The sequence below is a fragment of the Achromobacter sp. ACM05 genome (assembly GCF_019218915.1).
GTDB lineage: Bacteria > Pseudomonadota > Gammaproteobacteria > Burkholderiales > Burkholderiaceae_B > Achromobacter > Achromobacter animicus.
This window is the reverse complement of the sequence record NZ_JAHUWQ010000001.1, coordinates 831559-844002: the sequence shown is the minus strand read 5'-3', so window position 1 is coordinate 844002 and position 12444 is coordinate 831559. Positions and strand designations below refer to the sequence as shown.

The following is a 12444-nucleotide window of genomic DNA, read 5'->3' as shown; positions in this document are numbered from 1 at the left end:
TTTGGAAGCCATGAAAATTCGCATCCTGAGCAGTCTGCTTGGCGTATCGGCCCTCCTGGCCGGTTGCGCGGGCATCTCCAAACCGAAACCCGAGAGCCCTCCGACGGCCGAAGCCCTGGCCGAGCTGCAGCAGGTGCGCGACCAATACAGCGCCGGTCAATATGGCGAAGTCATCCGCGGCGTTGCCCGGTCCGATACGCTAGCCACCTCGTCCAAAGCAGTACGCATAGAGGCCTACAAGCTTCGGGCGTTCAGCTATTGCGTGACGCGTTATACCCAGCTTTGCGAGGACAGCTTCGCGCGTATCCTGGTGCTGGATCCGGCATTTGAACTCGCCCCCGCCGAAGCCGGTCATCCGGTCTGGGGACCTGTCTTCCAGCGCGCCCGCGCGCAGGCCGCCAAGTAGTCCTGCCGCACCCGTTCTTTTCGCAAGCAAAAAGGCCGCTGATTCGCATCAGCGGCCTTTTTATTTTCAGGCTTCCACCGCAGCCTCGCGGTGGAACCTGTCCAGACGATCCGCTTATTCGGCGGCGTCGTCGGTACCCACGTCGGAAGCAGGCGTCTCGGCGTCCGAACCCACCGTGACCGGTGCGTCTTCGAACGGGTTGGCCTGCTGGCGAGCGGCTTCGCGTTCCGCCGCCTCCAGCTGTTCCTTGTCGCGGCGTGCATGGTGGTAAGCCAGGCCGGTACCCGCCGGGATGAGGCGGCCGACGATGACGTTTTCCTTCAAGCCACGCAGGTCGTCGCGCTTGCCCATGATGGCGGCTTCGGTCAGGACACGGGTGGTCTCCTGGAACGAAGCAGCCGAGATGAACGAGTCGGTCGACAGCGAGGCCTTCGTGATACCCAGCAGCACGTTGTCGTACGTAGCCGGACGCAGGTCGGCAGCCGTGACGCGGTCGTTTTCGTTCAACAGCTCGGAGCGCTCGACCTGCTCGCCCGGGATGAACTCGGTGTCGCCCGCGTCAACGATGTTCACACGGCGCAGCATCTGACGAACAATCACTTCGATGTGCTTGTCGTTGATCTTCACGCCCTGCAGACGGTAAACGTCCTGCACTTCGTCGACGATGTACGTCGCCAGCTTCTCGATGCCTTGCAGGCGCAGGATGTCGTGGGGATCGGCCGGGCCGTCCACGATCATTTCGCCCTTGTTCACCACCTGGCCGTCGTGCACCAGCACCTGCTTTTCCTTCGGAATCAGGAACTCGTGGCTCACGCCTTCCAGGTCGGTGATGACCAGACGCTGCTTGCCCTTGGTGTCCTTGCCGAACGAAACCGTACCGGTGACGTCGGCGAGCATGCCGGCATCCTTCGGCGAACGGGCTTCGAACAGTTCGGCCACACGCGGCAGACCGCCGGTAATGTCGCGGGTCTTTTGCGATTCTTGCGGAATACGCGCCAGAACTTCACCGACGGCAACCTGCTGGCCGTCACGCACCGTGATCAGCGCACCCACCGGGAACGAGATGTTCACCGAGTGATCGGTGCCGGCGATCTTGACGTCTTCGCCATTCTCGTTGACCAGCTTGATCTGCGGACGCATGACGATCTTGCCGCCACGGGTCTTCGGCGTGATGACGACGAGCGTCGACAGGCCGGTGACTTCGTCCACCTGCTTGGCAACGGTCACGCCTTCTTCGATGTTCTCGAAGCGGACGGCGCCACCGTATTCCGACACGATCGGACGGGTCAGCGGATCCCACGTTGCCAGGCGCGCGCCAGCCTTCACGGCTTCGCCATCGCCCACCAGCACGGTCGCGCCGTACGGGATCTTGTGACGTTCGCGTTCGCGGCCGTTGTCGTCGAAGATCGCCAGTTCGCCGGAGCGCGAGATCGCGACACGTTCGCCCTTGGCGTTCGTGACGTAGCGCATCGTGCTGGCAAAACCGACGGTACCGGTCGACTTGGTTTCCACCGCGCTGGCCAGGGCCGAACGCGACGCCGCGCCACCGATGTGGAACGTACGCATCGTGAGCTGCGTGCCCGGTTCACCGATGGACTGGGCAGCGATAACGCCAACTGCCTCGCCCTGGTTGACCGGCGAACCACGACCCAGGTCGCGGCCGTAGCAGTGCGCGCACAGACCATGACGCGTTTCGCAGGTCAGCGGCGTGCGGACCTTGACTTCGTCCACGCCGATGCGGTCGATGGTGTCGACCAGATCTTCGTCCAGCAGGGTGCCGGCGACGATGGCCGTTTCCTGCGTGTCCGGGTTGACGATGTCCACGGCAGCGACGCGGCCGAGGATACGGTCGCGCAGCGGTTCGATGACTTCACCGCCTTCGACCAGGGCCTTCATGTTGTAGCCCTGCGACGTGCCGCAGTCGTCTTCGGTAATGACCAGATCCTGCGTCACGTCGACCAGACGACGGGTCAGGTAACCCGAGTTCGCGGTCTTCAGTGCCGTATCGGCCAGACCCTTACGCGCACCGTGAGTGGAGATGAAGTACTGGAGTACGTTCAGGCCTTCACGGAAGTTTGCGGTAATGGGCGTTTCGATAATCGAGCCGTCCGGCTTGGCCATCAGGCCGCGCATACCGGCCAGCTGGCGGATCTGGGCAGCCGAACCGCGGGCGCCCGAGTCAGCCATCATGTAGATGGAGTTGAAGGACTCCTGGCGCACTTCCTCGCCGTGACGGTTGGTCACGGGCTCGGTGGCCAGTTGTTCCATCATCGCCTTGCCGACCTTGTCGCCAGCCTTGCCCCAGATGTCCACAACGTTGTTGTAGCGCTCTTGGGACGTGACCAGACCCGACGAGTACTGCTTGTCGATTTCCTTCACTTCGCGGCTGGCTTCGGCCAGGATGCCTTCCTTGGCGGTCGGGATCAGCATGTCGCCCATGGCGATCGAGATACCGCCGCGCGTGGCCAGGCGGAAGCCCGACTGCATCAGCTTGTCGGCGAAGATCACCGTGTCGCGCAGGCCGCAGCGGCGGAACGACTGGTTGATCAGACGCGAGATTTCCTTCTTCTTCAGCGCCTTGTTCAGAACGGTGAAGGGCAGGCCCTTGGGCAGGATCTCGGACAGCAGCGCGCGTCCGACCGTCGTCTCGTGACGGCGGATGACCGGTTGCCATTCGCCGTTCTCGTCGCGCTCGTGTTCCTTCAGGCGCACGGTGATGCGGCTTTGCAGCTCGACTTCGTTGTTGTCGTAGGCGCGCTGGACTTCAGCGACGTCCATGAAGAAGATGCCTTCGCCACGGCCGTTGATGCGCTCGCGGGTCGTGTAGTACAGACCCAGCACGATGTCCTGCGACGGCACGATCGACGGTTCGCCGTTGGCCGGGAACAGCACGTTGTTGGACGCGAGCATCAGCGTGCGCGCTTCCAGCTGGGCTTCCAGCGACAGCGGCACGTGAACGGCCATCTGGTCACCGTCGAAGTCGGCGTTGAACGCCGCGCAAACCAGCGGGTGCAGCTGGATGGCCTTGCCTTCGATCAGCACCGGCTCGAACGCCTGGATGCCCAGACGGTGCAGCGTCGGCGCACGGTTCAGCATGACCGGGTGTTCGCGGATGACTTCTTCCAGGATGTCCCAGACCACCGGTTCCTGGCTTTCGACCAGTTTCTTGGCAGCCTTGATGGTCGTGGCCAGGCCCATCATCTCCAGACGATTGAAGATGAACGGCTTGAACAGTTCCAGGGCCATCAGCTTGGGCAGACCGCACTGATGCAGCTTGAGCTGCGGACCCACCACGATGACCGAACGGCCCGAGTAGTCGACGCGCTTGCCCAGCAGGTTCTGACGGAAACGACCGCTCTTGCCCTTGATCATGTCGGCCAGGGACTTGAGCTGGCGCTTGTTGGCGCCCGTCATGGCCTTGCCACGGCGGCCGTTGTCCAGCAGCGAGTCGACCGCTTCCTGCAGCATGCGCTTTTCGTTGCGCAGGATGATTTCAGGCGCCTTGAGCTCGAGCAGACGCTTCAGACGGTTGTTGCGGTTGATGACGCGGCGGTACAGGTCGTTCAGGTCGGAGGTCGCGAAGCGGCCGCCGTCCAGCGGCACCAGCGGACGCAGGTCCGGCGGCAGCACGGGCAGCACTTCCATGACCATCCACTCGGCCTTGATGCCGGACTTCTGGAAGCCTTCCAGCACCTTCAGGCGCTTGGAGATCTTCTTGATCTTGGCTTCCGAGCTGGTGGCCTTCAGTTCGCCGCGCAGCGTTTCCACTTCGCGGTCGATGTCGATGGTGCGCAGCAGTTCGCGCACGGCTTCGGCGCCCATCAGGGCACGGAAGTCGTCGCCGTATTCCTCGGTCTTGGCCAGGAAATCGTCGTCCGACATGATCTGGCCGCGCTTGAGCGGCGTCATGCCGGGTTCGATCACGCACCAGGCTTCGAAGTACAGCACGCGTTCGATGTCGCGCAGGGTCATGTCGAGCACCATGCCCAGACGCGACGGCAGGCTCTTCAGGAACCAGATGTGCGCGACGGGGCTGGCCAGCTCAATGTGGCCCATGCGTTCACGGCGAACCTTGGCGACGGTGACTTCAACGCCGCACTTTTCGCAGATCACGCCACGGTGCTTCAGGCGCTTGTACTTGCCGCACAGGCACTCGTAGTCTTTGATCGGGCCAAAGATCTTGGAGCAGAACAGGCCGTCACGCTCGGGCTTGAACGTGCGGTAGTTGATCGTCTCGGGCTTGCGGACTTCGCCGTAGGACCACGAACGGATCTTCTCGGGCGAGGCGATGCCGATCTTGATGGCATCGAACTGCTCGTCTTGAGAGACTTGCTTAAAGAGGTCGAGTAGCGCTTTCATTAGTTACGCTCCAAATCCATGTCCAGGGCCAACGAGCGGATTTCCTTGACCAGAACGTTGAACGATTCCGGCATGCCGGCGTCGATCACGTGGTCGCCCTTGACGATGTTCTCGTAAACCTTGGTACGACCGTTGATGTCGTCCGACTTCACCGTCAGCATTTCCTGCAGGGTGTAGGCGGCGCCGTATGCTTCCAGCGCCCACACTTCCATTTCCCCGAAACGCTGGCCGCCGAACTGCGCCTTGCCGCCCAGCGGCTGCTGGGTCACGAGCGAGTACGGGCCGGTGGAACGGGCGTGCATCTTGTCGTCGACCAAGTGGTGCAGCTTCAGGTAGTGCATGTAGCCGACAGTCACGGGGCGCTCGAATTGCTCGCCCGTGCGGCCGTCGAACAGCCATGCCTGCGTACGCGAAGGCGTCAGCGCCATGCGCTCGGCGACGTCGTCCGGATAGGCCAGTTCCAGCATCTTGGTGATTTCCTCTTCGGTCGCGCCGTCGAAGACGGGCGTCGCGAACGGCACGCCGTTCTTGAGGTTCTGGGCCATTTCCATGACTTCGTCATCGGTCAGTTCGTCGATGCGCGCGCCGGAGCCGGTCGTGTTGTAGACCTTGTCCAGATAAGCGCGGACGTTCTTGACCTGCGCCGTGCGCTCGTCACGCAGCATGTCGGCGATGCGATGGCCAACACCCTTGGCAGCCCAGCCCAAGTGAACTTCCAGCACCTGGCCGACGTTCATCCGCGAGGGCACGCCCAGCGGGTTCAGAACGATGTCGGCCGGCGTGCCGTCAGCCATGTGGGGCATGTCTTCCACCGGTGTGATGCGCGAGACCACACCCTTGTTGCCGTGACGACCTGCCATCTTGTCGCCAGGCTGCAGACGACGCTTCACGGCCAGGTAGACCTTGATCATCTTCAGCACGCCCGGGGGCAGCTCGTCGCCTTGCGTCAGCTTCTTGCGCTTCTCTTCGAAGGCCAGATCGAACTGGTGACGCTTCTGCTCGAGCGATTCCTTGGCCTGTTCCAGCACGACAGCGTGCGGCTCATCGGCCAGACGGATGTCGAACCACTGCCAGCGATCCAGGTCGGCCAGGTAGGCCTTGGTGATCGTCGCGCCCTTGGCCAGCTTGCGCGGGCCGCCGTTGACGGTCTTGTTGACCAGCATCTTTTCGATACGGTCGAACTGGTCGTTTTCAACGATGCGCAGCTGGTCGTTCAGGTCCTGGCGATAGCGGCGCAGTTCATCGTCGATGATGGACTGGGCGCGCTTGTCGCGCACGATGCCTTCACGCGTGAACACCTGCACGTCGATCACGGTGCCGGTCATGCCCGAAGGCACGCGCAGCGAGGTGTCCTTAACGTCGGACGCCTTTTCACCGAAGATGGCGCGCAGCAGCTTTTCTTCCGGCGTCAGCTGGGTTTCGCCCTTGGGCGTGACCTTGCCGACCAGCACGTCGTCGGCGCTGACTTCGGCGCCGATGTACGTGATGCCGGAATCGTCCAGACGGTTCAACTGCGTTTCAGCCAGGTTGCTGATGTCGCGGGTGATTTCTTCCGGTCCGAGCTTCGTGTCGCGGGCGACAACCGTCAGTTCCTCGATGTGCACCGAGGTGTAGCGGTCATCCGCCACGACCTTTTCGGAGATCAGGATCGAGTCTTCGAAGTTGTAGCCGTTCCAGGGCATGAACGCGATCAGCATGTTCTGACCCAGGGCGAGTTCGCCCAGGTCGGTCGATGCGCCGTCAGCCAGCACGTCGCCCTTGGCAACGCGGTCGCCACGCTTGACGATCGGACGCTGGTTGATGTTCGTGTTCTGGTTGGAACGCGTGTACTTGATCAGGTTGTAGATGTCGACGCCCACTTCGCCGGCGACGTTTTCTTCGTCGTTCACGCGAATCACGACGCGCTCGGCGTCGACGTGGTCGACCAGACCGCCACGCAGCGCCTGCACGGTGGTGCCCGAGTCAACGGCCACGGTGCGCTCGATACCCGTACCCACGACCGGCTTTTCCGGGCGCAGGCAAGGCACGGCCTGACGTTGCATGTTGGCGCCCATCAGTGCGCGGTTCGCGTCATCGTGCTCGAGGAACGGAATCAGCGAGGCAGCGACCGACACGATCTGCGACGGAGCAACGTCCATGTAGTGCACGTTGGCCGGGGCGGTCAGCATCGTTTCGCCAGCTTCACGGCAGGCGACCAGGTCGTCAACGAAACGGCCTTCTTCGTCGAGCGCGGCGTTGGCCTGCGCGATGACGTAGTGGCTTTCTTCGATGGCGGACAGGTAGTCGATCTGGTCGCTGACGCGGCCGTCGACAATCTTGCGGTAAGGCGTTTCCAGGAAGCCGTACTCGTTCAAGCGAGCGTACAGCGCCATGGAGTTGATCAGACCGATGTTCGGGCCTTCCGGCGTTTCGATCGGGCAGACGCGGCCGTAGTGGGTCGGGTGCACGTCGCGGACTTCAAAGCCGGCGCGCTCGCGGGTCAGACCGCCCGGGCCCAGTGCGGAAACACGACGCTTGTGCGTGATTTCCGACAGCGGGTTGGTCTGGTCCATGAACTGCGAGAGCTGGCTCGAACCGAAGAACTCCTTGATGGCAGCCGAGATCGGCTTGGAGTTGATCAGGTCGTGCGGCATCAGGTTTTCCGTCTCGGCCTGGCCCAGACGTTCCTTGACGGCGCGCTCGACGCGCACGAGACCGGCGCGGAACTGGTTTTCGGCCAGTTCGCCCACGCAACGCACGCGGCGGTTGCCCAAGTGATCGATGTCATCGATCTGGCCACGGCCGTTACGCAGCTCAACCAGCACCTTGATGGTTTCAAGGATGTCTTCGTTGGTCAGCGTCATCGGACCGGTGATGTCCTCACCACGGCCCAGACGGCTGTTGACCTTCATGCGGCCGACGCGCGACAGGTCGTACGTCTCTTCGCTGTAGAACAGACGCTGGAACAGCGCTTCCACCGCTTCTTCGGTGGGCGGCTCGCCAGGACGCATCATGCGGTAGATGGCAACGCGCGCGGCCATCTGGTCGGCGGTTTCATCGGTACGCAGCGTTTGCGAGATGTAGGGACCGCGGTCCAGGTCGTTGGTGTACAGCGCCTGGAAATCGTGCACGTTGGCGGCGCGCAGGGCGCCCAGCACGCTTTCCGTGATCTCGTCGTTGGCGTTGGCGATGACTTCGCCGGTGTCTTCATCGACGATGTTCTTGGCCAGCACGCGGCCGTACAGGAAATCTTCCGGCACGGAGATGCGCTGGATGCCGCCGGCAGCCAGGTCGCGCAGGTGCTTGGCGTTGATGCGCTTGTCTTTTTCGACGATCACCTTGCCCGAACGGTCGGCGATGTCGAAACGGGCCATTTCGCCCTTCCAGCGCTCAGGCACGAATTCCATCATCGCGCCTTCGCTCTTCAGTTCGAAGTTGTCGAAGTCGAAGAAGTTGGCCAGGATGGATTCCGGCGTCATGCCGATGGCCTTGCACAGGATCGTGACAGGCATCTTGCGACGGCGGTCGACGCGGAAGAACAGGACGTCCTTCGGGTCGAATTCGAAGTCCAGCCACGAGCCGCGGTAAGGAATCACGCGGGCCGAGAACAGGAGCTTGCCCGAGCTGTGCGTCTTGCCGCGGTCGTGTTCGAAGAACACGCCCGGCGAACGGTGCAGCTGCGAAACGATGACACGCTCCGTGCCGTTGATGACGAAGGAACCCGTGCCCGTCATGAGCGGAATTTCGCCCATGTAGACTTCCTGTTCCTTCACTTCCTTCACGGTGGGCTTGCTGACTTCGCGGTCAAGCAGCACCAGGCGGACCTTGGCTCGCAGGGGCGAGGCATAGGTCAGGCCACGTTGCTGACATTCCTTGACATCGAACACCGGTTCGCCGAGCACGTAGCTCACGAACTCCAAGCGCGCCATACCGTTGTGACTAACGATCGGGAAAATCGACGAGAACGCCGCCTGCAAACCGTCGGCTACGCGTTCGGACGGGGCGGTATCCGCCTGCAGGAAAGTTAGGTAGGATTGAAGCTGAGTCGCCAAAAGGAAGGGAACGTTTTGAACGTCTTCACGCTTGGCGAAGCTTTTGCGGATGCGCTTTTTTTCGGTGTACGAGTAAGGCATGAGCACTCCGACTCGAGGTTGCATGGGCCGTCAACCACGGCCCCAGGTGATACGACTCCAGGAAACCCCACTGAATGGGCATACCCTCAGTAGGGGTTTCCTGGAAACGCAAAAGCCCGGGGACTGCAAACTGTGCTGTCCCCGGGCAGTTGACGCAGGTCTTACTTGACTTCGACCTTGGCGCCAGCTTCTTCCAGCTTCTTCTTGGCGGCTTCGGCGTCAGCCTTGGCCACAGCTTCCTTGACGGGCTTCGGAGCGCCGTCGACCAGGTCCTTGGCTTCCTTCAGACCCAGACCGGTCAGCTCGCGCACGGCCTTGATGACGCTGACCTTGTTCGCGCCGGCTTCTTGCAGGACGACGGTGAACTCGGTTTGCTCTTCAGCAGCGGCGGCAGCGCCACCAGCGGCGGGAGCAGCAACAGCGACGGCAGCGGCAGCAGCCGACACGCCGAACTTCTCTTCCATTTCCTTGATCAGCTCGGACAGCTCGAGCACGGTCATGCCAGCGATGGCGTCAAGGATTTCAGCTTTGTTAAGTGCCATTTTTCAGAACTCCAAATATTTTGGTAATGCCAGGGTTTGGGTGTCGCTTCGTCGTTCAGCGAATTCCGGACAGCAGGGCGATTAGGCCGCTGCCTTCTGGTCGCGCACGGCAGCGAGGCCACGGGCGAACTTGGTCGGAACTTCATTGAGCGTACGCACGAATTGCGCGATGGGGGCTTGCATGGTGCCAAGCAGCTTCGACAGCAACTCTTCGCGCGAGGGCATGGTGGCCAGAGCCTTCACACCTTCTTGGTTCAGCAAGTTGTTGGGCAGAGCGCCCGCCTTGATGACCAGCTTGTCGTTGCTTTTCGCGAAGCCAGCGATGACCTTGGCCGCCGCGACCGGATCGGTGCTGATGCCATAGATCAGCGGACCGGTCAGTTGCTCAGCCAACGGCTCGAAAGCCGTGCCGGCAACAGCACGACGGGCCAGCGAGTTCTTCAGAACACGCAGATACACGCCCGATTCACGCGCAGTTTTGCGCAGTACGGTGACAGAGGCGACGTCCAGACCACGGTACTCAGCGATAACAATCGATTGGGCCTTGGCGACTTCCGCCGAGACTTCCTCGATTACCACCGCTTTCTCTTGACGATTGAGACTCACGGTTTGAACACTCCATCAAAAGACGCCTGGGGCCGGAGCCTTGCGCGTCAACCGAATGCGGCGCCTGGACGAGTTCTTCGGGTAAAGAAATCTTCCTGGGGACGCCGTCTACGCTGGATCCGGACTATGCGAGCTCCGGGATTAAGCGGGGCAGCGGCGATGCTGCTTTCCTTGCGGAAGGAAGAATCCCTTCCACTGCCCTGCTCCAGCGGTCTTTGACAGCAACATCCGGAGGGGTCCGGATGCAGCCCAAAGTACGTTTACTGCTGTTGGCTTAGTTGGAAGCCGACAGCGAGGCAATTTCCACACGCGCACCGCCGCCCATCGTGGACGAAACGGCGAGCTTGCGCAGGTAAATGCCCTTGGCAGCTGCGGGACGCGCCTTTTGCAGGGCGTCGACCAGAGCGGCCAAGTTGGTTTGCAGCTGTTCCACGCCGAACGACGCACGGCCGATCGTTGCGTGGATGATGCCAGCCTTGTCGGTACGGTACTGAACCTGACCGGCCTTGGCGTTCTTGACAGCGGTTGCGACGTCGGGGGTCACGGTGCCGACCTTCGGGTTCGGCATCAGGCCGCGCGGGCCCAGGATCTGACCCAGGGCGCCGACGACACGCATCGTGTCGGGCGAAGCGATGACGACGTCAAAGTCCATTTGACCGGCCTTGATGCTGTCAGCCAGGTCGTCCAGACCAACGATGTCAGCGCCAGCAGCCTTGGCGGCTTCAGCCTTGTCGCCTTGGGCGAACACGGCGACGCGAACCGACTTGCCGGTGCCGGCGGGCAGCACGACCGAACCGCGGACCAATTGGTCCGACTTCTTCGGGTCGATGCCGAGTTGCACGGCCACGTCAATGGATTCATTGAACTTGGCGACGGCGGTTTCCTTGACCAGGGTCAGGGCTTCAGCGACCGGGTACAGCTTGGTGCGGTCGATCTTTTGTGCAATAGCGGCGGCGCGCTTGGACAACTTTGCCATGATTAGATCCCCTCAACCGTGATGCCCATGCTGCGGGCGCTGCCAGCGATCGTGCGCACCGCGGCTTCCAGATCGGCGGCGGTCAGGTCGGGACCCTTGGCCTTGGCGATTTCTTCAGCTTGTGCGCGCGTCAGCGTGCCGACCTTGTCGGTATGCGGCTTGGGCGAACCCTTTTGCACGCCAGCAGCCTTCTTGATGAGGACCGTCGCGGGCGGGGTCTTCATGATGAAGGTGAAGCTCTTGTCCGCGAAGGCGGTGATCACCACCGGAATCGGCAGACCAGGCTCCATGCCTTGGGTCTTGGCGTTGAACGCCTTGCAGAATTCCATGATGTTCAGGCCACGCTGACCCAGAGCCGGTCCAATCGGGGGGGAGGGGTTAGCCTTACCAGCCGGCACTTGCAGCTTGATAAAGCCGACGATCTTCTTCGCCATGCTTTGCTCCTTGCGGGTTATATCGCCCTGGCCTGTGCGGACAGGGCTCCCCGGGGGTTAAATTCAGGTCTTTTCGACCTGGCTGAAATCGAGCTCGACGGGCGTGGCGCGACCAAAAATGGTGACGGACACACGAACCTTGCTCTTTTCGTAGTTGACTTCTTCGACGTTGCCGTTGAAGTCCGCAAACGGACCTTCCTTGACCCGAACCATCTCGCCCACTTCGAACAGGATCTTGGGGCGGGGTTTCTCGACGCCCTCTTCCATCTGGGAGAGGATCTTTTCGACTTCCTTTTCGGAAATCGGGGTCGGACGATTGCCCGAGCCGCCCAAAAAGCCGGTGACTCGGTTGGTGTTCTTGACCAAATGCCACGTTTCGTCGGTCAGGTCCATTTCAACCAGGACGTAACCGGGGAAAATGCGGCGCTCGGTAATCGACTTCTGACCGCCCTTGACCTCGACGACTTCTTCGGAGGGCACAAGAATGCGGCCAAAAGACGTTTGCAGGCCCGCGCGCTCGATGCGCTCGTTCAGGGCCTTGTGTACGCTTTTTTCCATGCCGGAGTACACATGGACGACATACCAACGCTTACTCATTTGCCGTCCTTATTTCCAGCCCAGCAGCAGGCCGTAGAGAATCCATTCGATGCCCTTGTCGAGCACCCACATGAAAATGCCCATGACCGCGACAAACGCGAAAACGATGCCCGTCATCTGGGTCGTTTCCTTGCGAGTGGGCCACGCGACACGCTTGACTTCGTTGTAGGACTCGCTGGCAAAGCTCAGGGTACGGCGACCGGGTTCGCTGAACCAGGCGATCGCAGCTGCGATCACGAGGCCGCCGACGAACACACCGATACGAGCGGGCATCGGCTGTGCGCTAAGCACGGAAAACCCGACGATGCCAGCAATAACGACGAGAACCGCCAGCCCGAGCTTGACCCGGTCGGCGGTACTGGTTACGGTTTCAACGCTGGTATTAGACATATTGCGACGCGAGCCGCCGTGA

General features: G+C 61.8%; 9 protein-coding genes. 1 reads left to right on the top strand and 8 read right to left on the bottom strand.

Annotated elements, in window-relative coordinates; genetic code table 11:
- The first annotated feature begins 10 nt into the window (after window positions 1-10).
- Window positions 11-406: a TssQ family T6SS-associated lipoprotein gene (locus tag KW836_RS03780; RefSeq protein ID WP_218343259.1), complete on the top strand. Its 396-nt coding sequence runs from the start codon at window positions 11-13 to the stop codon at window positions 404-406.
- Window positions 407-520: 114 nt separating this feature from the next.
- On the opposite strand, the gene rpoC is transcribed toward KW836_RS03780, so the two are convergent.
- From rpoC to secE, 8 genes are all read right to left on the bottom strand, one after another.
- A complete protein-coding gene (gene rpoC, locus KW836_RS03775; protein WP_175124796.1) occupies window positions 521-4765 on the bottom strand; it encodes a DNA-directed RNA polymerase subunit beta' in 4245 nt (1414 codons plus the stop codon).
- Window positions 4765-8877, bottom strand: coding sequence for a DNA-directed RNA polymerase subunit beta (rpoB, locus tag KW836_RS03770; RefSeq protein WP_175124797.1), 4113 nt, complete (start codon window positions 8875-8877; stop codon window positions 4765-4767). Before rpoB ends, rpoC begins: the two co-directional genes overlap by 1 nt.
- Window positions 8878-9038: 161 nt before the next feature.
- Entirely contained in the window at window positions 9039-9419 is a 381-nt protein-coding gene (rplL, locus tag KW836_RS03765) for a 50S ribosomal protein L7/L12 (RefSeq protein WP_008157777.1), read from the bottom strand.
- A gap of 81 nt (window positions 9420-9500) precedes the next feature.
- The gene (gene rplJ / locus KW836_RS03760; RefSeq protein WP_056320723.1) at window positions 9501-10025 is read right to left on the bottom strand and encodes a 50S ribosomal protein L10; all 525 of its coding nucleotides are present in this window, start codon (window positions 10023-10025) and stop codon (window positions 9501-9503) included.
- Between the two features lie 274 nt (window positions 10026-10299).
- Window positions 10300-11001 carry a 50S ribosomal protein L1 gene (gene rplA, locus KW836_RS03755; protein ID WP_056320726.1) on the bottom strand — a complete coding sequence of 234 codons (702 nt, stop codon included), beginning with the start codon at window positions 10999-11001 and terminating at the stop codon, window positions 10300-10302.
- A gap of 2 nt (window positions 11002-11003) precedes the next feature.
- The gene (rplK, locus tag KW836_RS03750; RefSeq protein WP_056320728.1) at window positions 11004-11435 is read right to left on the bottom strand and encodes a 50S ribosomal protein L11; all 432 of its coding nucleotides are present in this window, start codon (window positions 11433-11435) and stop codon (window positions 11004-11006) included.
- Between the two features lie 63 nt (window positions 11436-11498).
- Window positions 11499-12032, bottom strand: coding sequence for a transcription termination/antitermination protein NusG (gene nusG, locus KW836_RS03745; RefSeq protein WP_006389586.1), 534 nt, complete (start codon window positions 12030-12032; stop codon window positions 11499-11501).
- Window positions 12033-12041: 9 nt separating this feature from the next.
- Window positions 12042-12422 carry a preprotein translocase subunit SecE gene (secE, locus tag KW836_RS03740; protein ID WP_046806052.1) on the bottom strand — a complete coding sequence of 127 codons (381 nt, stop codon included), beginning with the start codon at window positions 12420-12422 and terminating at the stop codon, window positions 12042-12044.
- Window positions 12423-12444: the final 22 nt, after the last annotated feature.